The sequence below is a fragment of the Pseudomonas sp. zfem003 genome (assembly GCF_032621675.1).
Classification (GTDB): Bacteria; Pseudomonadota; Gammaproteobacteria; order Pseudomonadales; family Pseudomonadaceae; genus Metapseudomonas; species Metapseudomonas otitidis.
In genome coordinates this window covers 290,383-316,024 of sequence record NZ_JAVYJG010000003.1, presented here as the reverse complement: position 1 = coordinate 316,024, position 25,642 = coordinate 290,383, and the positions used below count along the sequence as shown (strand labels likewise).

General features: G+C 67.0%; 28 protein-coding genes. 16 read left to right on the top strand and 12 right to left on the bottom strand.

The features are described from left to right. Positions 1-2 precede the first annotated feature (2 nt). The gene (locus RTK35_RS07630) at positions 3-1,160 is read right to left on the bottom strand and encodes an MFS transporter (protein ID WP_044400724.1); all 1,158 of its coding nucleotides are present in this window, start codon (positions 1,158-1,160) and stop codon (positions 3-5) included. A gap of 178 nt (positions 1,161-1,338) precedes the next feature. Continuing rightward, entirely contained in the window at positions 1,339-2,832 is a 1,494-nt protein-coding gene (locus tag RTK35_RS07625; protein WP_044400721.1) for an aldehyde dehydrogenase, read from the bottom strand. 314 nt (positions 2,833-3,146) lie between these two features. Between RTK35_RS07625 and RTK35_RS07620 the strand changes: the two genes are divergently transcribed. Continuing rightward, entirely contained in the window at positions 3,147-3,509 is a 363-nt protein-coding gene (locus tag RTK35_RS07620; protein ID WP_316907721.1) for a cupin domain-containing protein, read from the top strand. A 132-nt stretch (positions 3,510-3,641) separates the two neighbouring features. Here the strand turns inward: RTK35_RS07620 and rpmG are convergent, their stop codons facing one another. Both rpmG and rpmB read right to left on the bottom strand, forming a co-directional pair. Beyond that, positions 3,642-3,797 (bottom strand): 50S ribosomal protein L33, encoded by a 156-nt coding sequence (rpmG, locus tag RTK35_RS07615; protein WP_012703270.1) that lies wholly within the window; start codon positions 3,795-3,797, stop codon positions 3,642-3,644. Between the two features lie 10 nt (positions 3,798-3,807). After that, the gene (gene rpmB, locus RTK35_RS07610; RefSeq protein WP_044400708.1) at positions 3,808-4,044 is read right to left on the bottom strand and encodes a 50S ribosomal protein L28; all 237 of its coding nucleotides are present in this window, start codon (positions 4,042-4,044) and stop codon (positions 3,808-3,810) included. A gap of 340 nt (positions 4,045-4,384) precedes the next feature. On the opposite strand from rpmB, the gene RTK35_RS07605 reads away from it, so the two are divergent. Both RTK35_RS07605 and RTK35_RS07600 read left to right on the top strand, forming a co-directional pair. After that, positions 4,385-5,962, top strand: coding sequence for an ABC transporter substrate-binding protein (locus RTK35_RS07605; protein WP_316907720.1), 1,578 nt, complete (start codon positions 4,385-4,387; stop codon positions 5,960-5,962). Next, a complete protein-coding gene (locus tag RTK35_RS07600) occupies positions 5,959-6,519 on the top strand; it encodes a DUF2867 domain-containing protein (RefSeq protein WP_172432270.1) in 561 nt (186 codons plus the stop codon). Before RTK35_RS07605 ends, RTK35_RS07600 begins: the two co-directional genes overlap by 4 nt. Here the strand turns inward: RTK35_RS07600 and radC are convergent. Continuing rightward, positions 6,516-7,190 (bottom strand): RadC family protein, encoded by a 675-nt coding sequence (gene radC / locus RTK35_RS07595; protein WP_069559568.1) that lies wholly within the window; start codon positions 7,188-7,190, stop codon positions 6,516-6,518. The genes RTK35_RS07600 and radC overlap by 4 nt on opposite strands. Positions 7,191-7,331: 141 nt before the next feature. On the opposite strand from radC, the gene coaBC reads away from it, so the two are divergent. The 5 genes from coaBC to RTK35_RS07570 all read left to right on the top strand — a co-directional run bounded on the left by coaBC (position 7,332) and on the right by RTK35_RS07570 (position 13,145). Continuing rightward, the gene (coaBC, locus tag RTK35_RS07590) at positions 7,332-8,540 is read left to right on the top strand and encodes a bifunctional phosphopantothenoylcysteine decarboxylase/phosphopantothenate--cysteine ligase CoaBC (protein ID WP_074966954.1); all 1,209 of its coding nucleotides are present in this window, start codon (positions 7,332-7,334) and stop codon (positions 8,538-8,540) included. 6 nt (positions 8,541-8,546) lie between these two features. Then, on the top strand, positions 8,547-9,002 hold the full coding sequence (dut, locus tag RTK35_RS07585) for a dUTP diphosphatase (RefSeq protein ID WP_044400693.1): 456 nt from the start codon (positions 8,547-8,549) through the stop codon (positions 9,000-9,002). Positions 9,003-10,273: 1,271 nt separating this feature from the next. Further along, positions 10,274-11,668: a phosphomannomutase/phosphoglucomutase gene (algC, locus tag RTK35_RS07580; RefSeq protein WP_316907816.1), complete on the top strand. Its 1,395-nt coding sequence runs from the start codon at positions 10,274-10,276 to the stop codon at positions 11,666-11,668. A 15-nt stretch (positions 11,669-11,683) separates the two neighbouring features. After that, the gene (argB, locus tag RTK35_RS07575; protein WP_044400686.1) at positions 11,684-12,589 is read left to right on the top strand and encodes an acetylglutamate kinase; all 906 of its coding nucleotides are present in this window, start codon (positions 11,684-11,686) and stop codon (positions 12,587-12,589) included. 109 nt (positions 12,590-12,698) lie between these two features. Continuing rightward, positions 12,699-13,145, top strand: a complete 447-nt coding sequence (locus RTK35_RS07570; protein WP_316907719.1) for a thioesterase family protein — start codon at positions 12,699-12,701, stop codon at positions 13,143-13,145. Between the two features lies 1 nt (position 13,146). On the opposite strand, the gene RTK35_RS07565 is transcribed toward RTK35_RS07570, so the two are convergent. Together RTK35_RS07565 and pyrE are read right to left on the bottom strand one after the other, a co-directional pair. After that, positions 13,147-13,731 (bottom strand): DUF4124 domain-containing protein, encoded by a 585-nt coding sequence (locus RTK35_RS07565; protein ID WP_316907718.1) that lies wholly within the window; start codon positions 13,729-13,731, stop codon positions 13,147-13,149. A gap of 26 nt (positions 13,732-13,757) precedes the next feature. Beyond that, positions 13,758-14,399, bottom strand: coding sequence for an orotate phosphoribosyltransferase (gene pyrE, locus RTK35_RS07560; protein ID WP_044400679.1), 642 nt, complete (start codon positions 14,397-14,399; stop codon positions 13,758-13,760). An 84-nt stretch (positions 14,400-14,483) separates the two neighbouring features. On the opposite strand from pyrE, the gene RTK35_RS07555 reads away from it, so the two are divergent. After that, positions 14,484-15,263 (top strand): exodeoxyribonuclease III, encoded by a 780-nt coding sequence (locus tag RTK35_RS07555; RefSeq protein WP_044400676.1) that lies wholly within the window; start codon positions 14,484-14,486, stop codon positions 15,261-15,263. Between the two features lie 54 nt (positions 15,264-15,317). Here the strand turns inward: RTK35_RS07555 and RTK35_RS07550 are convergent, their stop codons facing one another. Continuing rightward, entirely contained in the window at positions 15,318-15,683 is a 366-nt protein-coding gene (locus RTK35_RS07550) for a DUF4870 domain-containing protein (RefSeq protein WP_044400674.1), read from the bottom strand. Between the two features lie 28 nt (positions 15,684-15,711). Next, on the bottom strand, positions 15,712-16,431 hold the full coding sequence (gene rph / locus RTK35_RS07545) for a ribonuclease PH (RefSeq protein WP_279812513.1): 720 nt from the start codon (positions 16,429-16,431) through the stop codon (positions 15,712-15,714). 131 nt (positions 16,432-16,562) lie between these two features. Here rph and RTK35_RS07540 point away from each other — a divergent pair, with 131 nt between their 5' ends. The 6 genes from RTK35_RS07540 to RTK35_RS07515 all read left to right on the top strand — a co-directional run bounded on the left by RTK35_RS07540 (position 16,563) and on the right by RTK35_RS07515 (position 21,922). Beyond that, positions 16,563-17,426 (top strand): YicC/YloC family endoribonuclease, encoded by an 864-nt coding sequence (locus RTK35_RS07540; RefSeq protein ID WP_044400669.1) that lies wholly within the window; start codon positions 16,563-16,565, stop codon positions 17,424-17,426. 11 nt (positions 17,427-17,437) lie between these two features. Beyond that, positions 17,438-18,058, top strand: coding sequence for a guanylate kinase (gmk, locus tag RTK35_RS07535; protein WP_107329324.1), 621 nt, complete (start codon positions 17,438-17,440; stop codon positions 18,056-18,058). A 132-nt stretch (positions 18,059-18,190) separates the two neighbouring features. After that, positions 18,191-18,454, top strand: coding sequence for a DNA-directed RNA polymerase subunit omega (gene rpoZ / locus RTK35_RS07530; protein ID WP_044400664.1), 264 nt, complete (start codon positions 18,191-18,193; stop codon positions 18,452-18,454). Positions 18,455-18,515: 61 nt separating this feature from the next. Next, a complete protein-coding gene (spoT, locus tag RTK35_RS07525; RefSeq protein ID WP_044400662.1) occupies positions 18,516-20,624 on the top strand; it encodes a bifunctional GTP diphosphokinase/guanosine-3',5'-bis pyrophosphate 3'-pyrophosphohydrolase in 2,109 nt (702 codons plus the stop codon). A 120-nt stretch (positions 20,625-20,744) separates the two neighbouring features. Further along, entirely contained in the window at positions 20,745-21,125 is a 381-nt protein-coding gene (locus RTK35_RS07520) for a RidA family protein (protein ID WP_044400660.1), read from the top strand. Between the two features lie 59 nt (positions 21,126-21,184). Next, positions 21,185-21,922 (top strand): hypothetical protein, encoded by a 738-nt coding sequence (locus RTK35_RS07515; RefSeq protein ID WP_301151399.1) that lies wholly within the window; start codon positions 21,185-21,187, stop codon positions 21,920-21,922. 13 nt (positions 21,923-21,935) lie between these two features. Here the strand turns inward: RTK35_RS07515 and RTK35_RS07510 are convergent, their stop codons facing one another. From RTK35_RS07510 to RTK35_RS07500, 3 genes are all read right to left on the bottom strand, one after another. Beyond that, positions 21,936-22,556, bottom strand: a complete 621-nt coding sequence (locus tag RTK35_RS07510; RefSeq protein ID WP_160480723.1) for a LysE family translocator — start codon at positions 22,554-22,556, stop codon at positions 21,936-21,938. Between the two features lie 84 nt (positions 22,557-22,640). Next, complete coding sequence (locus RTK35_RS07505) at positions 22,641-23,441, bottom strand: AraC family transcriptional regulator (protein ID WP_253122027.1); 801 nt, start codon at positions 23,439-23,441, stop codon at positions 22,641-22,643. A gap of 1 nt (position 23,442) precedes the next feature. Continuing rightward, positions 23,443-24,300 carry an NAD-dependent epimerase/dehydratase family protein gene (locus RTK35_RS07500; protein WP_316907717.1) on the bottom strand — a complete coding sequence of 286 codons (858 nt, stop codon included), beginning with the start codon at positions 24,298-24,300 and terminating at the stop codon, positions 23,443-23,445. Between the two features lie 196 nt (positions 24,301-24,496). Here RTK35_RS07500 and exbB point away from each other — a divergent pair, with 196 nt between their 5' ends. Further along, positions 24,497-25,642 carry a tonB-system energizer ExbB gene (gene exbB / locus RTK35_RS07495; protein WP_253122029.1) on the top strand — a complete coding sequence of 382 codons (1,146 nt, stop codon included), beginning with the start codon at positions 24,497-24,499 and terminating at the stop codon, positions 25,640-25,642.

The window sequence follows — 25,642 nt, the reverse complement described above, 5'->3', positions numbered from 1 at the left end:
CCTCAGGCGCCCGGGGAGCCGGCCGGGGCGTCTTCGCCCATCGGCTCCCGGGTCCAGGCCAGCCAGACGAACCCCGCTGCCCCCACGGCCATCATCAGCGGCAGCGCATGACCGCTGATCCACTGGCTGGCGGCGCCGGTCACCAGCGGCCCGATCAGGCAGCCGATGCCCCAGAGCTGGGCGACATGGGCATTGGCCCGCACCAGCTCATCGTCCCGGAAACGCTCGCCGATCAGGATCAGCGCCAAGGTGAACAGCCCGCCGGCGCTGGCACCGAACACCACCCACACCGGCCAGATCAGCACCGTGTGCAGCACCAGCGGCACGCTCAGGCTGGACAGCAGCAGGGCCAGGCCGCAGGCCCGGAACAGCGCACGCCGGGGTACTCGGTCCGCCATCCAGCCGATGGGCAATTGCAGGGCCGCATCACCCACCACCACCACGCTGGCCATCAGCAGGGCCACCTCCTGGGTGAAGCCCTGGCGCAGGCCGTAGACGGGCAACAGGGTGAGCATCATCGCTTCGAAGGCCGCAAACAGCACCACCGCCCAGGCGATGGTCGGCATACGCTGGCAGAAGACCCAGAGGCCACGCCCGGAGGCGCCGTGCTCGTCGACCTGGGGCGCGCCGCCCCGCCCGAGCAAGAGCAGCGAACCGCCGATCAACAGGCCGGTGCCGGTCCAGAAGCCGCGGTCCGTGTCGCTGCCCAGCAGGGTCAGCAGCAGGGGGCCGGACAGCTGGCTCAGCGCATAGCCGGTGCCGTACAGCGCCACCAGGCGGCCACGCCACTGCTCCACCGCCAGCTGGTTGATCCAGCTCTCGCCGAGGATGAACACCACGGTCAGCGCCACGCCGATGAACAACCGCAGCAGCAACCAGACCGGGTAACTCTGCACCAGCGCCAGCAGCGCCACCGAGGCTGCCCCCAGCAGCAGGCACAGCTGCATCAGCGGGACGGTGCCGAAGCGCGCCGCCAGGCGTCCGGCCAGGGAGGCGCCGAGGAGCACGCCCACCGCCGGGGTGGCGGCCATGACGCCGATGGCGAACGAGCCGTAGTGCCAGCTCTCCAGGCGCAGCGACACCAGTGGCATGGTCACGCCCAGCGCCAGGCCGATGCTGATGACGGCGCCACACACGGCGAAATAGGTGCCCCAACGCATGACGGTGTTCCTCCCGTTTACGGCTACTGGCTGGCGGAAAAGCAAAAACGGCCGGGCTCCCGAAGGGAAACCCGGCCGCAGGTGTGGCTCTCGCGGAGCCGGCCCTCCCCGAGAGGAGGGCGGACCTTGGCGCGACCGGAACCGGCCGCGCCGTGTCAGGCGGTCAGACCGCCGTTGTTCAGAGCTTGATCCAGGTGGCCTTCAGCTCGGTGTACTTGTCGAACGCGTGCAGGGACTTGTCGCGACCGTTGCCGGACTGCTTGAAGCCACCGAACGGCGCGGTCATGTCGCCGCCGTCGTACTGGTTGATCCACACGCTGCCGGCCCGCAGGGCCTTGCCCACCAGGTGGGCGCGGGACAGGTTGCTGGTCCACACCGCAGCCGCCAGGCCGTAGATGGTGTCGTTGGCGATGGCGACGGCCTCGGCCTCGTTGTCGAAGCCGATCACCGACAGTACCGGCCCGAAGATCTCTTCCTTGGCAATGCGCATGGCGTTGGTCACGCCGTCGAAGATGGTCGGCTCGACGTAGGTGCCGCCGGTCTCTTCCATCACGCGCTTGCCGCCGGCCACCAGCTTGGCGCCGTCGTCATGGCCAGCCTGGATGTAGGACAGCACGTTGTTCATCTGGGTGGTGTCCACCAGTGCGCCGACGTTGGTGGCCGGGTCCAGCGGGTTGCCCGGCTTCCAGCCCTTGATGGCCTCGACCACCATGGGCACGAACTTCTCCTTGATGGAGTTCTCCACCAGCAGGCGCGAGCCGGCGGTGCAGACCTCGCCCTGGTTGAAGGCGATGGCGGCGGCGGCGGACTCGGCGGCAGCCTTGAGGTCCGGGGCGTCGGCGAAGACGATGTTCGGGCTCTTGCCGCCGGCTTCCAGCCAGACGCGTTTCATGTTGGATTCGCCGGCGTAGATCATCAGTTGCTTGGCGATCTTGGTGGAGCCGGTGAACACCAGGGTGTCGACGTCCATGTGCAGGGCCAGGGCCTTGCCGACGGTGTGGCCGAAGCCCGGCAGCACGTTGAACACGCCCGCGGGGATGCCGGCCTCGATGGCCAGCTGGGCGATGCGGATGCCGGTCAGCGGCGACTTCTCGGACGGCTTGAGGATGATGGAGTTGCCGGTGGCCAGCGCCGGGCCGAGCTTCCAGCAGGTCATCAGCAGGGGGAAGTTCCACGGCACGATGGCGGCGACCACGCCCACCGGCTCGCGGGTCACCAGGCCCAGCTCGTTGTGCGGGGTGGCGGCGACTTCGTCGTAGATCTTGTCGATGGCCTCGCCGCTCCAGCGGATGGCGCGGGACGCTGACGGCACGTCGATGTTCAGCGAGTCGCCGATCGGCTTGCCCATGTCCAGGGTTTCCAGCAGGGCCAGCTCTTCGGCATGGGCGTCCAGCAGGTCGGCGAAGCGGATCATCACTTCCTTGCGCTTCACCGGGGCGAGGCGCGACCAGACACCGGATTCGAAAGTGGCGCGGGCATCCTTGACCGCCACCTCGGCGTCGGCCAGGTCACAGCTGGCAACCAGGCCCAGCACACGACCATCCACAGGGCTGATGCACTCGAAGGTGGCACCGGATGCAGCCGGGGTGTATTCGCCATGGACGAAGGCGCGGGTCTCGATCTGCAGGGACTTGGCGCGCTGTTCCCAGTCGGCACGAGTGAGGGTGGTCATGGGGCGTTCCTCTTACTTTTATTAGTGGAAGTGCCGGCAGGGGAGGGACCGACACTGTCAAGAATTCTGCAAGGCCTACACGCGGCCAAAGCTGTGCGACACCCTAAACCAGAGGCCCCTGGATTTTCAATATTTTTGACACTGCCGGGAGCAGGGGCCTTGTAATGTTCATTTTATTAAACATAGACTCAGGACCGGTACGCCCGCGTTCCGCATTTCCCGCCACCGTGCATGGCGGGATTCCGAACACCTGCCGGGCAGAATAAGAAACAGGCCGCCCCGCGCGACCTCCACAACGCCGCTACGGAATCGCCATGAACATCGAATCCATCGTCGACTTCGCCACCAGCCCCGCCACCGCCGAGCACTACCGCCCCGCGCCCGAGAAGATCCTCAAGGGCGACCCCGAACAGAGTGTGCGCAACCACTACGGCAGCCCCTGCGGGCAGTTCAACGTCGGCATCTGGGAGGGCGCGGTCGGTCAGTGGACGGTGAGCTACACCGAGCATGAGTACTGCGAGATCCTCCAGGGCGTCTCCGTCATCCGCGACGCCGCCGGCAACGCCAAGACCGTGCGGGCGGGCGACCGCTTCGTGATCCCGGCCGGCTTCTCCGGCACCTGGGAAGTGCTGGAAGCCTGCCGCAAGGTCTACGTCATCTTCGAGCAGGCCAGATAAGCCTGCCGAGACCCGATGCTTGTCACCCCTGGCCCGCGAAAGCGGGCTTTTTTATGTCCTGCGTCTGGCACGCCAAATCGCAGGCATGAAAAAGCCCGCCATAAGGCGGGCTTTTCGCAAGGGCCGGATCAATTACTTGATCTTGGCTTCCTTGTAGATCACGTGCTTACGCACGACAGGATCGTACTTCTTGATCTCGATCTTGTCGGGAGTGGTGCGCTTGTTCTTGTCGGTGGTGTAGAAGTGGCCGGTACCGGCGCTGGACACCAAACGGATCAGTTCACGCATGATTTGCTCCTTAAACCTTTTCGCCGCGAGCGCGCAGCTCGGACAGAACGACGTCAATGCCACGCTTGTCGATGATGCGCATGCCCTTGGCGGAAACGCGCAGACGCACGAAGCGCTTCTCGGACTCGACCCAGAAGCGATGGTGCTGCAGGTTCGGCAGGAAACGACGACGGGTTTTGTTGTTTGCGTGGGAAATGTTGTTCCCGGTAGCCGGACCCTTACCGGTTACTTGACAGACTCTAGACATGCCTCAGCCCTCTAAACCTCATGCCCAACCCGGCATGGGTTGGCCGCTTGAACTCTCAATTGTGGGCGTGTTTAGCGCCCGTCTCGTCAGGGTCTTACCGGCCGCACAGTGATTGCGAAAGACCGGGCCCCATAAAAGAGCGCTGCTTTATACCAGAACACCCCTAGTGCAGCAAGGGCTCCACCAACTTACCCACACCCTGCCGCCCGCCCACGGCGTGCGTTCCGCCGCGAGGCGGGGCGCCTCGCCCTGGCGACCATTCGTCGGCAACTGCGATTGCCCCATCGCGCTGGCTGGGCTAGCGTTCGCCTCCTGGCCAACGCATCCCGAGGAGTCCGCCATGCGCCTTGCCCTGCTCCCCCTGCTGTTCGCCCCGCTGCTGGCACAGGCGGCCAACCTGAGCGTGTGCACCGAAGCCAGCCCGGACGGGTTCGACGTGGTGCAGTACAACGCCCTGACCACCACCAACGCCTCGGCCGACGTGCTGATGAACCGCCTGGTGGAATTCGATGCCCAGGCCGCCCGCCTGGTGCCGGGCCTGGCCGAGCGCTGGGAGGTGTCCGAGGACGGCCTCAGCTACAGCTTCCATCTGCGCCCGGGGGTGCGTTTCCACCGCACCGACTACTTCGCCCCGAGCCGCGAGCTGGATGCCGACGACGTGCTGTTCAGCTTCCAGCGCATGCTCGACCCGGCCAACCCCTGGCACAAGGTGGCGCAAAGCGGCTTCCCCCACGCCCAGTCCATGCAGCTGCCGGGCCTGGTGCGCTCGGTGGAGAAGGTCGACGCGCACACCGTCCGCTTCAACCTGACCCACCCCGATGCCACCTTCCTGGCGATGCTCAGCATGGGCTTCGCTTCTATCTATTCCGCCGAGTACGCCGACCAGCTGATGAAAGCCGGTACGCCGGAGAAGCTCAACGCCCAGCCCATCGGCACCGGCCCCTTCGTGTTCAAGCGCTTCCAGAAGGACGCGGCGATCCGCTACAGCGCCAACCCGGACTACTTCGCCGGCAAGCCGGCGGTGGACAACCTGGTGTTCGCCATCACCCCGGATGCCAATGTGCGCCTGCAGAAGCTGCGCCGGGACGAATGCCAGATCGCCCTGTCGCCCAAGCCCCTGGATGTGGGGCAGGCACGCCAGGACAGCAACCTGCGGGTCGTGGAGACCCCGGCCTTCATGACCGCCTTCGTCGCGCTGAACAGCCAGCATCCGCCACTGGACCAGGCCAAGGTGCGCCAGGCGATCAATCTTGCCTTCGACAAGGCCAGCTATATAAAGGCCGTGTTCGAAGGCACCGCCACACCGGCTGACGGCCCGTTCCCGCCCACCACCTGGGGCTACGCCAAGGACCTGCCTGGCTATGCCTACGACCCTGGCAAGGCCAAGGCACTGCTGGCCGAAGCCGGGTTGCCGGACGGTTTCAGCACCACCCTGTGGACACGCCCCTCCGGCAGCGTGCTCAACCCCAACCCGAACCTGGGTGCGCAGATGCTGCAGGCCGACCTGGCTAAGGTGGGCATCCGCGCCGACATCCGCGTCATCGAGTGGGGCGAACTGATCCGGCGCGCCAAGGCCGGCGAGCACGACCTGCTGTTCATGGGCTGGGCGGGCGATAACGGCGACCCGGACAACTTCCTCACGCCTCAATTCGCCTGCGCCTCGGTGCAGTCGGGCCTGAACTTCGCCCGCTACTGCAACCCGGACCTCGACCAGTTGATCAGCCAGGCCAAGGCCACGCCGGACACCACGGCGCGCAGCGATTTCTACGCCCGAGCCCAGGCGATCATCCATGAGCAGGCCCTGTGGCTGCCCCTGGCCCACCCCACGGCATTCGCCCTGGTGCGTGCCAATGTGCGCGGCTATGAGGCCAACCCCTTCGGCCGGCAGGACTTCTCCAAGGTGGAGCTGGCGCCTTGAACGAGCTGGCCGAGCGCTACCTGCCGAATTTCCAGTTCGTGGAGCGTCATCACCTCGACCTGGACACTTCCGCTGCACAGGCGCTGGACGCTGCCAGCCAGCTCTCCACCCACGACGATCCGCTGGTCAGGAGCCTGCTCCGCCTGCGCGAAGCCCCCGCGCGCCTGGCCAACCGACTGGGCTGGCGCAACGCACTGGAGGCCCGGCCGGCCTTCGGCCTGCATGAGTTCACACTGCTGGAACGCGACGGCGACCAGGCAATGGCCTACGGCCTGATCGGGCGCTTCTGGCGTACGGATTTCGGTCTGGAAGCGGTCCCTGACGCACAGGCCTTCATGAGGTATGAGGAACCGGGCGTCGCCAAGCTGGTGATGACCTTCCACTGCTCACCACGCCCGGCGGGTGTTCGCCTGCACACGGAGACGCGCGTCCACTGCCCGGATCGCCGCAGCCGCCTGCTGTTCACCCCCTACTGGCTGGCCATCCGCCCCGCCAGCGGGCTGATCCGGCGGCGCATGCTGGCAGCCATTCGCCGCCAGCTCGCGAGCGCGGCCTAGAGCCAACCGTACTCGGCCAGGGACAGCGGCTCGCCATCGCCCACCACGAAGTGGTCCAGCACCCGCACATCCACCAGCGCCAACGCATCCTTCAGGCGGTGCGTCAGGTCGCGGTCGGCCTGGCTGGGTTCGGCGATACCGGAAGGGTGGTTGTGGGTGAGGATGAGCGCGGCGGCGTTGTGCGCCAGGGCGCGCTTGACCACCTGGCGCGGGTAGACACTGGCGCCGTCGATGGTGCCGCGGAACAGCACCTCGAAGGCCAGCACCCGGTGGCGGGTATCGAGGAACAGGCAGCCGAACACTTCGTGGGGCTCGTGCCGCAACTGGGCCTTGAGGTAATCCCGCACCGCCCGGGGGTTCTCCAGTGCCGAATCCCGTCGCAATCCCTCGGCCAGGTGCCGACGGGCCATCTCCAGCACCGCCTGCAACTGGGCAAACTTGGCCGGCCCGAGACCCGGCCGCTGGCAGAACGTGGCCAGGTCCGCCTCCAACAACGGGCGCAGCCCGCCGAACTGGACCAGGAGCTGGCGCGCGAGGTCCACGGCACTCTGCCCCGGCAGCCCGGTGCGCAGGAAAATGGCGAGGAGTTCGGCGTCGGTAAGGGCCGCCGCGCCCTGTTCGAGTAGCTTCTCCCGCGGGCGTTCCGCTGCGGGCCAATGACGGATGCTCATGACACCTCCCTGGTCGGCTGCGCCGCTGTTCCCATGCGGGCGCTGTGCTATCTTAGCCAACCTTTTTTGCGCGGTGATCCGGCCCTGGGGAGGCGCCGACACCGCAGCGCACCACTCCACCTCTATTACTAAGGCAGGCCTATGCAGCGGCTCTATCGGAAACGCATCGTCCTGGGCGTGGGGGGCGGCATTGCCGCCTACAAGAGCGCGGAGCTGATCCGCCGCCTGCGCGACCAGGGCGCGGAAGTCCGGGTGGTGATGACCCAGGGCGGCCGCGAGTTCATCACACCGCTGACCCTCCAGGCCCTGTCCGGCCACCCCGTGCACCTCGACCTGCTGGACCCGGCCGCCGAAGCCGCGATGGGCCACATCGAGCTCGCCCGCTGGGCCGACCTGGTGCTGATCGCCCCGGCCACTGCCGACCTGATGGCGCGCCTGGCCCAGGGCCTGGCCAACGACCTGCTGACCACCCTGGTGCTGGCCACCGACGCCAAGGTCGCCCTGGCCCCGGCGATGAACCAGGCCATGTGGCGCGACCCGGCTACCCAGGCCAATGCCCAGTGCCTGGCCCAGCGGGGCCTGCACCTGTTCGGCCCGGCGGCCGGCAGCCAGGCCTGCGGCGATGTCGGCCCGGGCCGCATGCTGGAGGCCGACGACCTGGCCCAGCAGGCCGCCAACCTGTTCGAACACCAGGCACTGACCGGCCGCCACGTGCTGATCACGGCCGGTCCGACCCAGGAGAACATCGACCCGGTCCGCTACATCACCAACCACAGCTCCGGGAAGATGGGCTTCGCCCTGGCCGAAGCGGCGGTGGAGGCGGGCGCCAAGGTCACCCTGATCACCGGCCCCGTCCACCTGCCGACCCCCGACCGGGTCAACCGGGTCGACGTGGTCAGCGCCCGCGACATGCTCGCGGCCTGCGAAGCGGCCATGCCCTGCGACCTGCTGATCGCCGCGGCTGCCGTGGCGGACTACCGCCCCGAAGTGGTCGCACCGCACAAAATGAAAAAGGACCCCACCAGCGGCGAAGGCCTGCTGCTGCAGCTGGTGCGCAACCCCGATATCCTCGCGACCCTGGCCGGCCGGCCCGATCGCCCCTTCAGCGTCGGCTTCGCCGCCGAGACCGAGAACCTGCTGGAGTACGCCTCGCGCAAGCTGCGCGACAAGAACCTCGACCTGATCGTTGCCAATGACGTGGCCAACCCCAGCATCGGCTTCAACAGCGAGGAGAACGCGATCACCATCATCGATCGCGGGCTGCACCAGACCAGCTTCTCCCAGACCAGCAAGGGCAAGATCGCCCGCCAGCTGGTTGCCTTCATCGCCGACCGCCTCAACCAGGCCTGAGACTCCATGCACGCACTGCAAGCCAAGATCCTCGACCCCCGCCTCGGCAGCGAATTCCCGCTGCCCCAGTACGCCACCCCCGGTTCCGCCGGCCTCGACCTGCGCGCCATGCTCAAGGAAGACCTGACGCTGGAGCCCGGCCAGACCGTGCTGATTCCCACCGGCCTCTCGATCCATATCGCCGACCCGGGCCTGGCCGCGTTGATCCTGCCGCGCTCCGGGCTGGGCCATAAGCACGGCATCGTGCTCGGCAACCTGGTGGGCCTGATCGACTCCGACTACCAGGGCGAGCTGATGGTGTCCTGCTGGAACCGTGGCCAGAGCGCCTTCACCCTGGCCGTCGGCGAGCGCCTGGCCCAGCTAGTCTTGGTGCCTGTCGTGCAAGCGCATTTCGAACTCGTCGACGAGTTCGGCCAGAGCGAGCGCGGCGCCGGCGGCTTCGGCCATTCGGGCAGCCACTGATTCCGCATTGACCTCAGGATGAATCGCGGGGGAGACCTTCAGTGAAACTCTTCAAGCGCAATGCCAAGGACACCGACACCGGCATGCTGGCCAGCCCCACCGAAGCCAAGGAGCCCGCCAAGGGCGCCAAGGCCGGCAGCGGCCTGCTCACCGACCTGATGCCCGGGCTGATCGCCTCCGCCGTCGGCGTGGCCGCGGGCAGTGCGCTGCTCTGGCTCACCCTGGTGGACAGCGGCGAAAAAGCCCAGCGCGCCCAACTGGCGCAGGCCTGGGCGGACAGCCAGGGCGCCTCGTTGCGCCAGGCCCTCGGCCAACTGGTTGCCGACACCACCGCCGCCGCCCGCAATCCGGCGCTGGCGGACGCCCTCAACAGCGGCGACCCGTCCCGCGTGCAGGTCGCCGAGCGCGGCCTGGGCTACTGGAATGCCGTGGTGGATGCCCACCTCAACCTGCCCGGTCAGGCCCAGCAGAACAGCCAGCGCGCAGCACCGATGAACTTCGCCGCCCTGGACATGCTGCGCCGCGCCGAAAGCGGGCAGAAGCCCGCACCCGAGGCCTACAAGGTTGGCCAGCGCTGGCTGGTCTACAGTGCCGCGCCGATCCGCCTGGCCGACAACGCCCCGATCCAGGGCACGCTGTTGCTGGTGGTGGACCTGGAGCGCCTGCTGAGCGCCCTGGCCCCGCTGCCGGATGGCACCGGCCAGCTGCAGTTCACCCAGCAGTTCGGCAACGCCCCCGCCCAGACCCTGGCCCAGCGCGGCAATGCCGCCGACGGCACGCCCATCGCCGTGGCCAGTGGCAACCCCAACTGGAAACTGACCTTCACGCCCAGCAGCCAGCTGGGCAGCTCGGGCATGCCGGTGCCGCTGCTCGGACTCGCCGCCCTGCTGTCCCTGGTGGGCGCCCTGGCCGGCCTGTACCTGGTGCATGGCGGCCTGCAGCGCAAGCTGAGGGAAGACGTCACCCAGCTCAGCCAACTGGTGCAAGAACTCTCCAGCGGCAAAAGCGTCAAACCCAACAGCCTGCGGCTGCCGGCGCTGGATACGCTGGCCCAGTCACTGGCCCGGCAGTTGCGGCGCAAACCGGAACCGGTGGCGCCCAGCGTCGGCGACGAGCGCAAGGCCAGCCCTGCAGCAGCCCCGGCTGCCGCACCGGCCAAGGTGATCGAACCCCTGGAGCTGGCCAACCCGCTTTTCCAAGATACCGACATCCTCGATATCGACATTCTCGACGAAGACCAGGACCTCCTGGGATTGGAGCAAACCCCTGCCATGAGCACCCCGCAAGCCGCCCCCAACCTGCCCGCCAGCATTTTCCGCGCCTACGACATCCGTGGCGTGGTCGGCGATACCCTGACCGCCGAAACCGCCTACTGGGTAGGCCGTGCCATCGGCTCCGAAAGCCTCGCCCGTGGTGAGCCGAACGTCTCGGTCGGCCGCGACGGCCGCCTCTCCGGCCCCGAGCTGGTGCAGGCGCTGATCCAGGGCCTGATGGACTGCGGTTGCCATGTCACCGACATCGGCATGGTGCCGACCCCGGTGCTGTACTTCGCCGCCAACGTACTGGACGGCAAGTCCGGCGTGATGCTCACCGGTAGCCACAACCCGCCGGACTACAACGGCTTCAAGATCGTCATCGCCGGCGAGACCCTGGCCAACGAGCAGATCACCGCCCTGCACACCCGCATCAAGAACAACGACCTGGCCACTGGCGTGGGCAGCGTCCAGCAGGTCGAGATCCTCGACCGCTACTTCCAGCAGATCCGCGACGACATCGCCATGGCCAAGCCCATGCGCGTGGTGGTGGACTGCGGCAACGGCGTGGCCGGCGTCATCGCACCCAAGCTGATCGAGGCCCTGGGCTGCAGCGTGATCCCGCTGTACTGCGACGTCGACGGCACCTTCCCGAACCACCACCCGGACCCGGGCAAGCCGGAGAATCTGGAAGACCTGATCGCCAAGGTGAAGGAAGAGAACGCCGACCTGGGCCTGGCCTTCGACGGCGACGGCGACCGCGTGGGCGTGGTGACCAACGAAGGCACCATCATCTACCCCGACCGCCTGCTGATGCTGTTCGCCAAGGACGTGGTGTCCCGCAACCCGGGCGCCGACATCATCTTCGACGTCAAATGCACCCGCCGCCTGACCTCCCTCATCAGCGGCTACGGCGGCCGTCCGGTGATGTGGAAGACCGGCCACTCGCTGATCAAGAAGAAGATGAAGGAGACCGGCGCGCTGCTGGCCGGCGAGATGAGCGGCCACATCTTCTTCAAGGAGCGCTGGTACGGCTTCGACGACGGCATCTACAGCGCCGCCCGCCTGCTGGAGATCCTCAGCCAGGACAAGCGCGATGCCGAGCACGTGTTCACCGCCTTCCCGAAGGACATCTCCACCCCGGAGATCAACATCACCGTCACCGACGAGAGCAAGTTCCGCCTGATCGAGCGCCTGCAGCGCGACGGCACCTGGGGCGATGCCAACCTCACCACCCTGGACGGCGTGCGCGTCGACTATCCCAAGGGCTGGGGCCTGGTGCGCGCCTCCAACACCACGCCGGTGCTGGTGCTGCGCTTCGAGGCCGACTCCGAGGCGGAACTGGAGCGCATCAAGGAAGTGTTCCGCGCCCAGCTCTACGCCATCGCCCCCGATATCAACCTGCCGTTCTGATCCACGGAGCCCCGCATGACCCTCAGCCGTGACGCCGCATCCCAAGTCGCCCAGGTCCTGTCCGAAGCACTGCCCTACATCCGCCGCTTCGTCGGCAAGACCCTGGTCGTGAAGTACGGCGGCAACGCCATGGAAAGCGACGAGCTGAAAGCCGGGTTCGCCCGCGACATGGTCCTGATGAAGGCCGTGGGCATCAACCCGGTGGTCGTGCATGGCGGCGGCCCGCAGATCGGCGACCTGCTCAAGCGCCTGTCCATCGAGAGCCACTTCATCGACGGCATGCGCGTCACCGACGCGCAGACCATGGACGTGGTGGAGATGGTGCTCGGCGGCCAGGTGAACAAGGACATCGTCAACCTGATCAACCGCCACGGCGGCAGCGCCATCGGCCTGACCGGCAAGGACGCGGAGCTGATCCGTGCGAAGAAGCTCACCGTCTCCCGCAAGACCCCGGAGATGACCCAGCCGGAGATCATCGACATCGGCCATGTGGGCGAAGTGACCAGCGTGAACACCGAGCTGCTGAACATGCTGGTGAAGGGCAACTTCATCCCGGTCATCGCCCCCATCGGCGTCGGCCAGGACGGCGAGTCCTACAACATCAACGCCGACCTGGTGGCGGGCAAGGTGGCCGAGGCCCTCAAAGCCGAGAAGCTGATGCTGCTGACCAACATCGCCGGCCTGATGGACAAGGAAGGCAAGGTGCTCACCGGCCTGACCACCGAGCAGGTCAACGAGCTGATCGCCGACGGCACCATCTACGGCGGCATGCTGCCGAAGATCCGCTGCGCCCTCGACGCGGTGCAGGGTGGCGTCACCAGCGCGCACATCATCGACGGGCGTGTGCCCAACGCCGTGCTGCTGGAGATCTTCACCGACAGTGGCGTCGGCACCCTGATCAGCAACCGCCGCCGCGCCTGAGCCCAACCCGAATAAGCCGGAGCGATCCGGCTTATTCATTTCCCCGATCCGGCTTGCATCCCTCCACCCCGACGAGAATGCTCGGCACACCCTCATCAGGAGCCGTGCCATGCCCGCACCACCCGACCGGAACGCCTTCACCTTCGTCCACCCGCTGCGCGTACGCTGGGCCGAGGTCGATCCCCAGGGGATCGTCTTCAATGGCCACTACCTGACCTACGCCGACGTCGCCATCACCGAGTACTTCCGCGCACTGGGCTCGTGTTATCCACAGGACCTGGTCGCTGACGGCGGGGACTTCTTCGCCGTGCGTACCCTGCTGGAGTACCTGTCGCCGGCCCGCTTCGACGACGAGCTTACCCTGGGTATCCGGACACGCCGGCTGGGCGGTTCGAGCCTGACGTTTGCGCTGGGCATCTGGCGGGGCGAGGAGGCGTTGACCAGTGGGGAGATCGTCTACGTACACGCCGATGCAACGACGCGGACGAGCCGGTCCTTGCCAGCCTGGCTGAGGGAAAAGGTGAGAGGCTTCGAGCGCTGCGCCGCCGAGGAGTGACTCAGCGGTTCAACAGCTCGGCGAGGCGGGCGCGGTCGGCAGCGAAGGTCGCCTGGGCTTTCTTGCGCTCGTCCTGGTAGCGGGCGATGTCGTCGTCGAGGCGCTTGTACTCGCTGCGCACATTGTCGATCTGGGCAACCAGCGCCTCGGGCACCTGGCGTCCGGCACGCTCGTTGTCGGCGGCCTGGGCCTGCAGGTTGGCCTGCTGGGTACGCAGGGACTGCTGGTTACCCCTGGCCACGGTGATCAACCCGTCCAGCTCGGAGAGCTTGCGCTGGAGCGCGCGGTCGACGTCCTCGACGCTGGTGTAGAGCCGCAGCAGCTGGGCATCGGAGCCAGCACGGGCCTTGTCGGCCTGCATGCGCTGGCGTTCCTCAAGGGTGGGCGCCGGCGGCACGGTCTTCACCACCCGGCCCTGGTCGTTGAGAACCTCGTAGCCCTTGTCGATGAACTGCGGCGGAACGCCGAGGCGGTCCAGTACGGTGACACCCTTTTCATTGGTGTAGCGGTACAGCTCGGCCTGGGCGGCCAGCGGTGCCATCGCACCCAGGATCAAGGCAAGTCGGATCGCACCCGGCTTCAGCATCGGCACACCCTGTGGTCGCTGGAGAGTCAGATTCCGTAGTCTGCGCGGTAACGCTCCACCGCAGGCAGGTACGACTTCAGTTCAGCATCCCCGGCCAGATATTCCAGCACCTGCTCCAGGGACACGATGCTCACCACCGGCATGCCGAAGTCACGCTCCACTTCCTGGATCGCCGACAGCTCGCCCTTGCCACGCTCCTGGCGGTTGAGGGCGATCAGCACGCCCGCAGCCTGAGCCTGCTGGCCCTGGATGATCTGCATGACCTCTCGGATCGCGGTACCGGCGGTGATGACGTCGTCAATGATCAGCACGCGGCCGGCCAGCGGTGCGCCGACCAGGGTGCCGCCCTCGCCGTGATCCTTGGCTTCCTTGCGGTTGAAGCACCAGGGCAGGTCGCGGTCATGGTGTTCAGCCAGCGCCACGGCGGTGGAAGCCGCCAGTGGGATGCCCTTGTAGGCAGGGCCGAACAGGACGTCGAAGGAGAGCCCGCTGTCGACGATCGCCGACGCGTAGTAGCGCCCCAGGCGAGCCAGTGCGAGGCCGCTGTTGAACAGGCCGGCGTTGAAGAAATAGGGGCTGGTGCGCCCGGACTTGAGGGTGAATTCGCCAAAACGCAGTACACCGCGTTCGATGGCAAAGCGAATGAAGTCGCGCTGATACGCCTGCATGGTGAAAAAGCCCCGGACGGCACGGATTTAGCTAAATAGAAAGAGCTCGGGTATCATACACGCACGAGTTTTTGGGGGCCATTTATGCGGATCATCAGTGTGAACGTGAATGGTATTCATGCTGCAGCCGAGCGAGGACTCCTCAGCTGGCTGCAAGCACAGAATGCCGACGTGATCTGCCTGCAAGACACCCGTGCCTCTGCCTATGACCTGGACGACCCGGCCTTCCAACTGGATGGCTATTTCCTCTATGCCAGCGATGCTGAAGTGCCAAGCCAAGGCGGCGTGGCGCTTTATTCGCGCTTGCAACCCAAGGCAGTGATCTGGGGACTCGGTTTCGAGTCCTGTGATCGTTATGGGCGCTACCTGCAGGCGGATTTCGACAAAGTGAGCATCGCCTCCCTGCTGTTGCCTTCGGGCCAGGGTGGCGATGAGAACCTGAACCACAAGTTCAAGTTCATGGAAGACCTGGCGCACTACCTGAACAAGCAGCGCCGCAAGCGTCGCGAGTACATCTATTGCTCGTCGCTCTACCTCGCCCACCAGAAGCTGGATGTGAAGAACTGGCGCGACTGCCAGCAGCTCCCCGGCTTCCTGGCGCCCGAGCGCGCGTGGATGGACGAAGTGTTCGGCAACATGGGTTATGTGGATGCCCTGCGTGAAGTCAGCCGCGAAGGCGACCAGTACAGCTGGTGGCCGGACAGCGAGCAGGCCGAGATGCTCAACCTCGGCTGGCGCTTCGACTACCACATCCTCACGCCCGGCATGCGCCGCACCGTGCGCAGTGCCCGCCTGCCTCGCCAGCCGCGCTTCTCCCAGCACGCTCCGCTGATCGTCGACTACGACTGGCTGCTGAGCATCTGAGTGCAGCGCACATAAAAAAGCCGGCATTCGCCGGCTTTTTCGTTCGCGCATGCGCTACTTCAGCGGCCGCCAGGCGAAGGGGTAGCGGTAGTCCTTGCCCTCATTGGCCTTGATGCCACCGATGATGGTCAGCACCAGCGCGGCAATGCCCAGCAGGGGCAGCAGGAAGACGCCGATCACCACGAACATCAGCAGGATGCACAGCAGCCCCGCCAGGCTCACGGTGATTTGGAAGTTCAGCGCTTCCTTGCCCTGGGCATCGATGAAGGGGTCCACATCCTTCTTCATCTGCCAGAGGATCAGCGGCCCCAGCAGGTTGCCAAAGGGAAAGACCGCACCGAGGAACGCAGCGAAATGGCAGAACATCGCCCACTGCCTGACGTCCTGGTTCGGTTGCTGCACGGGGGTGGGCTCATTCATGGGTGCGTCCTCGTCGTGATGGGCCGGGTCAGTCGGCCAGAGCGGCCTTCTGGATCCGGAACAGTTCGTCCATGCCCTGGCGGGCGAGGACCAGCATGGCATTGAGCTGCTCGGGCTGGAAGGGCTCGCCCTCGGCGGTGCCCTGGATTTCGATGAAGCCACCGCCGTCAGTCATGACCACATTCAGGTCGGTCTCGGCCGCCGAGTCCTCCAGGTAATCGAGGTCCAGCACCGGCTCGCCCTGGTAAACGCCGACGGAGACGGCAGCGATCATCTGCTTGAGCGGCTCGCCCTTCAGGGCACCGCGCTTCTTCAGTACCTTCAGCGCATCCACCAGGGCCACCATGGCACCGGTGATGGAGGCCGTGCGGGTGCCGCCATCGGCCTGGATCACGTCGCAGTCCAGGTAGATGGTGTTCTCGCCCAGCTTGCTCATGTCCAGCGCGGCACGCAGGGAGCGGCCGATCAGGCGCTGGATCTCCAGGGTGCGGCCACCCTGCTTGCCACGGCTCGCCTCACGCTGATTACGCTCACCGGTGGAGCGGGGCAGCATGCCGTATTCGGCAGTCAGCCAACCCTGACCCTGGCCCTTGAGGAAGCGCGGCACGCCGGCCTCGACGCTGGCGGTGCAGATCACCTTGGTATCCCCGAATTCGACCAGCACCGAGCCTTCGGCATGCTTGGTGTAGTTGCGGGTGATGCGGATCGAACGCAGCTGGTCAGCTGCGCGGCCACTGGGACGTTTCATCTGGGAATACCTGTCGGAGGGAAAATCCCAGCCATTATAGAGGGGCCTCCGCCCCCGGGACATCATCGCGTTGGGAGGGGCCACGGAGTCGGCTACAATCGCCGCCCTTACCCACACCGAGAGGACTCCCCATGGTGCACAGCATGACCGCCTTCGCCCGCGTCGAGCAGGCCGGCACCCACGGCACCCTGAGCTGGGAACTGCGCTCGGTCAACCACCGCTACCTCGAACCCCACCTGCGCCTGCCAGAAGCCTTCCGCGACCTGGAGGGTGCCGTGCGCGAAGCGCTGCGCCAGGGCCTGTCCCGCGGCAAGGTCGAATGCACCCTGCGCTTCGCCGAAGCCGAGGCTGGCAAGCCCCTGCAGGTCGACAGCGAGCGAGCCGCCCAGGTGGTGGCCGCCGCCGAAGCCGTGGCCGCCCTGGTCAGCCAGCCGGCGCCGCTCAACCCGCTGGAGATTCTCGCCTGGCCTGGCGTGCTGGTGGCCGACGCCGCCGACCCCCAGGCCCTGAACGCCGCGGCCCTGGAGGCCTTCGGCAAGGCCCTGGAAGAACTCAAGACCGGCCGCGCCCGTGAAGGTGCCGACCTGGCCCGCCTGCTCAACGAGCGCCTCGACGCCATGCAGGAGGAAGTCGTCGCCCTGCGAGAACTGGTACCGCAGATGCTCGGCCTGCAGCGGCAGAAGATCCTCGACCGTTTCGCCGAGATGAAGGCCGAGCTCGACCCCCAGCGCCTGGAACAGGAGCTGGTGCTGCTGGCGCAGAAGAGCGACGTGGCCGAGGAGCTGGACCGGCTCGGCACCCACATCACCGAAGTGCGCCGCGTGCTCAAGGCCGGTGGCGCCGCCGGCCGCCGCCTCGACTTCCTCATGCAGGAACTCAACCGCGAAGCCAACACCCTCGGCTCCAAGGCCTTCGACCCACGCTCCACCCAGGCTGCGGTCAACCTCAAGGTGTTGATCGAACAGATGCGCGAACAAGTGCAGAACATCGAGTAAGAGACCCATCCATGACCGTCACCCCCGGCACCCTGTACATCGTCTCGGCCCCCTCCGGCGCCGGCAAGACCAGCCTGGTCAAGGCCCTGGTGGACACCGACCCGCGCATCCGCGTCTCGGTCTCCCACACCACCCGCGGCATGCGACCCGGCGAGATCGATGGTGTGAACTACCACTTCGTCAGCCGCGAAGCCTTCGTGCACATGCTCGAGCACGGCGACTTCATCGAGCACGCCGAAGTCTTCGGCAACCTCTACGGCACCTCCCAGCGCTGGCTGCTGCAGGCACTCGCCGAAGGCCACGACCTGATCCTCGAGATCGACTGGCAGGGTGCCCAGCAGGTTCGCCACCTGATGCCCCAGGCCAAGTCCATCTTCATCCTGCCGCCGAGCCAGGAAGCCCTGCGCCAGCGCCTGGACAACCGCGGCCAGGACAGCGCCGAGATCATCGAGCGCCGCATGCGCGAAGCCGTCAGCGAGATGAGCCACTACGTCGAATACGACTACCTGGTGATCAACGACGACTTCGCCGTCGCCCTGGAAGACCTACGCGCGATCTTCCGCAGCCAGCGCCTCGCCCAGGCCAGCCAGCAGATCACCCACGGCGCGCTTCTCGCCCGCCTGCTGGCCTGATCAGCATGACCACCGGGAAGCGCTGAGCATTCAGCGCTTCCCTTAATGCTGGTGATTTTTTAGACTATCCAGTCCGCTCCGCCCGTTCCGGGCAAAGCCATCGCCACCCCACTCTGTGCTACGAGGAACACCATGGCCCGCGTTACCGTTGAAGACTGCCTGGAAAACGTCGATAACCGCTTCGAGCTGGTCATGCTCGCGACCAAGCGTTCCCGTCAGCTGGCCACCGGCGGCAAGGAGCCGAAGGTAGCCTGGGAAAACGACAAGCCCACCGTCGTCGCCCTGCGTGAGATCGCCGCCGGCCTGGTTGATTACGAAGTCATCGCCCAGGAAGACATCGTGGAAGAAGAGCCGCTGTTCGCTGCCTTCGAGGACGAGTCCAACGAGGCGCTCTGATTCCCATGCCCGGTCGACGTCGCACGGCGCAGGGAGGCCATAGCCGGAAAGGAGAACTGCCTTGCCTGGCATAGAAACCTTCGCCGAACGGCTCTCGACCTATCTCGGCCCGGACCAGGTCAACCTGGTCCGCCGGGCGTACTACTACGCCGAACAGGCCCATGACGGGCAGCGTCGCCGCAGCGGCGAGGCCTACGTCACCCACCCCCTGGCCGTCGCCAACATCCTCGCCGACATGCACATGGATCATCAGAGCCTGATGGCCGCCATGCTGCACGACGTGATCGAGGACACCGGCATCGCCAAGGAGGCGCTCACCGCCCAATTCGGCGATACCGTGGCCGAACTGGTGGACGGGGTCAGCAAGCTGACCCAGATGAACTTCGAGTCCAAGGCCGAGGCCCAGGCCGAGAACTTCCAGAAGATGGCCATGGCCATGGCCCGCGACATCCGCGTGATCCTGGTCAAGCTGGCCGACCGCCTGCACAACATGCGCACCCTGGAAGTGCTCTCCGGCGAAAAGCGCCGGCGCATCGCCAAGGAAACCCTGGAAATCTACGCCCCCATCGCCAACCGGCTGGGCATGCACAGCATGCGCGTGGAATTCGAGGACCTCGGCTTCAAGGCCATGCACCCCATGCGCTCCGAGCGCATCCGCGCCGCCGTCCGCCGGGCCCGGGGCAACCGCAAGGAAATCGTCGCCAAGATCGAGGAATCCCTCACCCATTGCCTCGCCCGCGAAGGCATGGAAGGCGAGGTGATCGGCCGCGAGAAGCACCTCTACAGCATCTACAAGAAGATGCGCGGCAAGCGCCGGGCGTTCAACGAGATCATGGACGTCTACGCCTTCCGCATCATCGTCGACAAGGTGGACACCTGCTACCGCGTGCTCGGCGCCGTGCACAACCTGTACAAACCGCTGCCCGGCCGCTTCAAGGACTACATCGCCATTCCCAAGGCCAATGGCTACCAGTCCCTGCACACCACCCTGTTCGGCATGCACGGCGTGCCCATCGAGATCCAGATCCGCACCCGCGAGATGGAAGAGATGGCCAACAACGGCATCGCCGCCCACTGGCTGTACAAGTCCGCCGAGGATGACCAGCCCAAGGGCACCCACGCCCGCGCGCGCCAATGGGTCAAGGGCGTGCTGGAACTGCAGCAACGTGCCGGCAACTCCCTCGAATTCATCGAGAGCGTGAAGATCGACCTGTTCCCCGACGAGGTCTACGTCTTCACGCCCAAGGGCCGCATCATGGAGCTGCCCAAGGGCTCCACCGCGGTCGACTTCGCCTACGCGGTCCACACCGACGTCGGCAACACCTGCATCGCCTGCCGCATCAACCGTCGCCTGGCGCCGCTGTCCGAGCCGCTGCAGAGCGGCGAGACGGTGGAGATCGTCACCGCCCCCGGCGCACGGCCCAACCCGGCCTGGCTCAACTTCGTGGTCACCGGCAAGGCCCGCACCCACATCCGCCACGCCCTCAAGCTGCAGCGCCGCTCCGAGTCCATCAACCTCGGCGAACGCCTGCTGAACAAGGTGCTGGCCGGCTTCGAAAGCAGCCTCGACAAGATCACCCCCGAGCGCATCCAGGCCGTCCTCGGCGAATACCGCCTCGAAGTGCTGGAAGACCTGCTGGAAGACATCGGCCTCGGCAACCGCATGGCCTACGTCGTGGCCCGCCGCCTGCTGGCCAGCGATGGCGAACAGTTGCCCAGCCCCGAGGGCCCGCTGGCGATCCGTGGCACCGAAGGCCTGGTCCTCAGCTACGCCAAGTGCTGTACGCCGATCCCCGGCGACCCCATCGTCGGCCACCTCTCCGCCGGCCGCGGCATGGTGGTGCACCTGGAAAGCTGCAAGAACATCGGCGACATCCGCCACAACCCGGAGAAGTGCGTGCAACTCTCCTGGGCCAAGGACGTCACCGGCGAATTCAACGTCGAGCTGCGCGTCGAGCTGGAACACCAGCGCGGCCTGATCGCCCTGCTGGCCAGCAGCGTCAACGCCGCCGACGGCAACATCGAGAAGATCGGCATGGACGAGCGCGATGGCCGCATCAGCGTCGTCCAGCTGGTGATCAGCGTGCACGACCGCGTGCACCTGGCCCGGGTCATCAAGAAACTGCGCGCCCTCAAGGGGGTGATCCGCATCACCCGGGTGCGCGCCTGACAGCCCGCTGAACCCACGGAGGCGAGGCCGCCCGGGCACACCCGCCCATGGCCAGGCCCGTCTCCAACCGCGCCCATCCGGGTACAGCCCGGGGTGCTTTCACCTGTACAAGGAGTTTCCATGAGCAAGACCGTGATCAACAGCGACAAGGCTCCCGCCGCCATCGGCACCTACTCCCAGGCGATCAAGGCCGGCAACACCGTCTACATGTCCGGGCAGATCCCCCTCGATCCCAAGACCATGGAACTGGTGGAAGGCTTCGAAGCCCAGACCGTCCAGGTGTTCGAGAACCTGAAGGCCGTCGCCGAAGCCGCCGGTGGGTCCTTCAAGGACATCGTCAAACTCAACATCTTCCTCACCGACCTGTCCCACTTCGCCAAGGTCAACGAAGTGATGGGCCGCTACTTCGAGCAGCCCTATCCGGCCCGCGCCGCCATCGGCGTGGCCGCGCTGCCCCGTGGCTCTCAGGTCGAGATGGACGCCATCCTGGTCCTCGAGTAAACCCGATGGCCGCAGCGGGCACCTTGCCCGCTGCACCGGCCAAAGGAAGGAACCCCGCCATGCGCCAAGCCCTCATCCCCCTCATCTGCGCCGCCCTGCTGGCCGGTTGTGCCAGCACGCCCAGCGACCCCAGCGGCGTCTGGATCAACCAGACCGCCATCGACGAAGCCGCCCGTGAAGGCAAGTTGCGCGAGGCCCTGCTCGCCTACGGCCCCAACCTGGAGTGGAGCCTCGACACCCACGCCGGGACCGCCAACTACAGCAACGGCTTCGAACTGGGCGAGGGCCGCCTGGTACCCCAGGGCAAGGGCCGCTGGCAGGTGGACTTCTACGGCGACGACTACCACGAGCACCTGAACCTCAAGGGGCGCCAGCTGATCCAGGAAGCCAGCGAGAACTTCCCCGAACAGCACTTCGTACGCCCGGCCGAACCCGCCGCCGACGGCGCACCGGAAGGCAGCAGCTTCGAATACGCCCTCTACAAGACCTACCTCGGCGGTACCTGGAAGATCCTCGAAGGCACGGGGCAGGGCGGCCTGGTACTGTTCCACCCCGACGGCCGCCTGGAAGGCCTTCCCGGCGCCGACCGCTTCGCCCTCTGCCTGGCCGGCGACTGTGCCGCAATGAGCGGCGAGAACGACAGCATGTGGCTGCAACTCGGCGACCAGGGCGCACCCTGGATCTTCGTCCACGACGGCAACCGCCTGGAGATCCTCGAGACCGGCAACCGCGCCCAGATCGACGAGATGCCCGAGTACTACCCCGGCAAGCGCGCCTGGGTGCTGGAGCGCCAGTAAAGCCCGGCAGCGGCTAGAAAGCCCCGACCACCAGCCAGCCCCCCAGCAACGCCAGCAGCCCGCCACACAGCCGATCCAGCGCCACCACCCGCCGTTGCAGCCAGGCCTGCCAGCGGCGGTGTGACACCAGGCGCACCAGCCCCAGGTCCCAGCCCAGCACCACCAGGGTCATCCAGGCCATGCACAGGGCCAGGCCCCAGTCGGGCATCTGCGCCGAGCGCAGCACCCCGAACAGCCCGGCATAGAAGATCGGCAACTTCGGATTGACGCTGCTGGCCAGCAACCCTTCCAGCACGCCCCTTCGCCAGGAGCCAAGGCCCGCATCCGCGCTGGCTTCGGGCAGGTCGAGCCGGCGCCGCGCCATCAAGGCCTGAGCACCCAGCCACAGGAAGTAGCCCCCACCCAGCAGCTGCAGGGCGCGCCACACCCAGCCGCCCTCCGCAGGCAGCAGGCTCAGCGCTAGCAACACCAGCAGCATGCTCGCCAGGTTCGCCAACGCGATGCCCCAGGCACAGCCAGCGGCGTGCAGGCGCCCACGGGTGAGTCCCGCGCGCAACAACAGGAAGAAATCCGGACCGGGTGACAGCAGGGCAGCGAAATGGGTGCTGGCGACCAGCAGGAACAGAGCGAGCATATGACCTCCACGGCAAGGCGGTGGAGTCTCGCCAGGGTCCGGGGCTCGCGTATTGGAAGAAAGTCGGGTCGGGCAGGGCGCCCGTCAGCGCAGCGCCTCGCGGCGGAAGCGGCCGGGCGTCACCCCGGTGAAACGGCGGAAGGTGCTGGAGAAGTGCGCCTGGTCGTAGAACCCCAGCTCCAGCGCCAGGCTCGCCAAGGGTTCGCCTGCCAGCAGCCGCTGCTTCGCCTCGCGCACCCGGCGCTGCAGCTGGTAGGTGTGGGGTGGCACTCCGTAGGCACGACGGAACGCCTCGATCAGGTGGCGTGGATGGCGCTGCAGCAGGCTGGCCAGGTGCTCCAGGCTCACTGCCTCGCGGTAGTGCGACTCCAGGTAATCGCGCAACTGGCCGGTCACCCCGCCGTCGCGCGCACCGCTGCCCGTGGGGCGCAGCCCCCCATGGCGCACGAACACCAGTTCCAGCAGCTCCAGCAGCTCGCTTTCCAGCGCCAGTGCGTCGCCTCGCTCAAACTCCCCGGCCAGGCGTGCCAAGGCCTGGGCCACGGCACCGTCATCGCCCGGGTTGAGCGCGCCAAACCCCCGTGGCAGGGCCTTGCGCCCGAGCAGGGCCGGCAGACGGGCTTCTTCCACATAGAGCATCCGGTACACCAGCCGGGGCGACTCGGCGTGTCCCGTGTGAGGCTCCTCCGGGTTCATCAGCGACAGGGTGCCGGCGGGCAGGGCATGCCGCGCACCCCGGCACTGGTAGCCGCCTACGCCATGCAGGATGGCACCGATGGCGAAGGCATCGTGGCTGTGACGGCCAAAGGGCTGGCCGGAAAAGTCGGCATGGAACAGCTCGACCCCAGGCAGCCAGGCCTTGGCCAGCAGCCGGTTGGCATCCACCTCAGGCGTCCTTGAGGATCGCCGCGTAGCCCTCGCGGAAGCTGGGGTACTGCGGCTCCCAACCCAGCGCCCGGGCCCGGGCATTGCTGCAGCGCTTGCTGCCGGCCCGGCGCACGGTGGAGGACTCCGACCAGTGCGTCACCCCCAGGCGCTCGCGCAGCCAGGCCACCACCTCATCAAGCGGTGCCGGCGCATCGTCCACACCCAGGTAGCAGGGCGCCAGCGGCGTCCCGGCCTGTTCAACACGCAGCAGGTGGGCCAGCAGGCCGGCGGCATCGTCCACATGAATGCGGTTGCCGTAGAGCGGCGGCTCGCTCGCCACCCGGTAGCCCATGCGCACCTGGTTCAGCAGCCACTCGCGGCCCGGCCCGTAGAGCCCGGTCAGGCGCACCAGAGTGGCCGGCAGGCCGCTGTCCAGCGCCAGCTGCTCGGCCTCGCGCATGACGCGACCCGAATAGCCATCCGCCTCGGCGGGGGCGTCTTCGTCGATCCACTCGCCATCGCGCTGCCCGTAGACACCGCTGCTGGAGACGAACAGCAGGCGCCGGGGCTGCTGCCCGCTCTCGCGCAACCAGGCCAGCACGTGGCGCAGGCCCTCGACGTAGGCCGCGCGGTAGCCTTCCTCGTCATGGCGGCTCGCCGCCACGCAGAACACCACCGCATCGAGCGCGTCCGTCGGCCAGTCGACCGGCCGCTCGGCGCGCTCCAGGTCACCCGCGATGGGCAGCACGCCCGCCGGCAGCGCCGAGACATTTCGCCGCAGGCCGTGGACCCACCAGCCTTCAGCCAACATCCTCAGGGCCAGTCGGCTGCCTACATCGCCACAGCCGGCAATGAGCAAAAGCGGGGATTCGGACATGGGAGCGTCTCCGTAAAAGTGCTGAGAATAAGGGCTGGGGCGGGGTGATGCGAAATCGCGCGCGTCCGTCCGGATCGCGACGGAGGGGTTACATTATCACTTTTACAAACAAGAATTACTTGCAATAATGCTCCACCTTTGTCCGCGACGGCTCCTCAACGGCGGGCGAAACCGCAATTAACCTTCAGGTCCGGCCATGAAACCTATTGCACCCAACGCCCAGCCCGCTCTGCTTTCCCGTCGCGCCCGCCCCCTGGCGGCGCTCCTGTTCGGCCTGGCCCTGCTGCCCGCCGGCGCAGCCTTCGCCGAAGAGCCCACTGCACCAGCTGCCGCCACGGCCAGCGCCCAGCCAGCCGCAACGCCGAGCGCTACCGCGCCGACCGAAGGTGCACAGCCGATCGCCAGCGCGCCCGCCGCACCGGCCAACGCCGAACTGCTGAGCACGCTCCAGGCCCTCGGCCCCCAGGCCACCCCGGAGCAGATCCGCGACACCGCCCGCCAGACGCTGCAGGCACAGGGCGTGGCACCGGAAGAGATCGACAAGACCCTCGCCGCCATCGACCAGGGCCTGAGCCTGGGCAACGACCTCGCCGCCGCCCTGGCCGGCACCGCGCCCGAAGCCGTCGAAGAAGGCCTGCCGGCCCACGACCTGTCGCCCTGGGGCATGTACCAGAACGCCGACATCGTGGTGAAAGGCGTGATGATCGGCCTGGTGCTCGCCTCGATCCTCACCTGGACCATCTGGCTGGCCAAGAGCATCGAGCTGCTCGGTGCCAAGCGCCGCCTGCGCCGCGAGCTGGTGGCCCTGAAGGCCGCGCGCAACCTGCCGGAAGCCGCCGACAAGACCGCCGCCCCGAACAACCTGTCCCAGGTGCTGGTGCAGGACGCCCTCGACGAGCTGAAGCTCTCGACCAACACCCGCGAGAAGGACGGCATCAAGGAACGCGTCAGCTTCCGCCTGGAGCGCCTCGTCGCCGCCAGCGGCCGCAAGATGAGCATGGGCACCGGCGTGCTCGCCACCATCGGCTCCACCGCGCCCTTCGTCGGCCTGTTCGGCACCGTGTGGGGCATCATGAACAGCTTCATCGGCATCGCCAAATCCCAGACCACCAACCTCGCCGTTGTCGCCCCCGGCATCGCCGAAGCCCTGCTGGCCACCGCCATGGGCCTGGTCGCGGCCATCCCCGCCGTGGTCATCTACAACGTCTTCGCCCGTTCCATTACCGGCTACAAGGCCCAGGTCGCGGACGCCTCCGCCCAGGTCCTGCTGCTGGTCAGCCGTGACCTGGACCACCCCCCGGCCGACCGCGCACCGGCCCCGCACATGGTCAAAGTGGGCTGA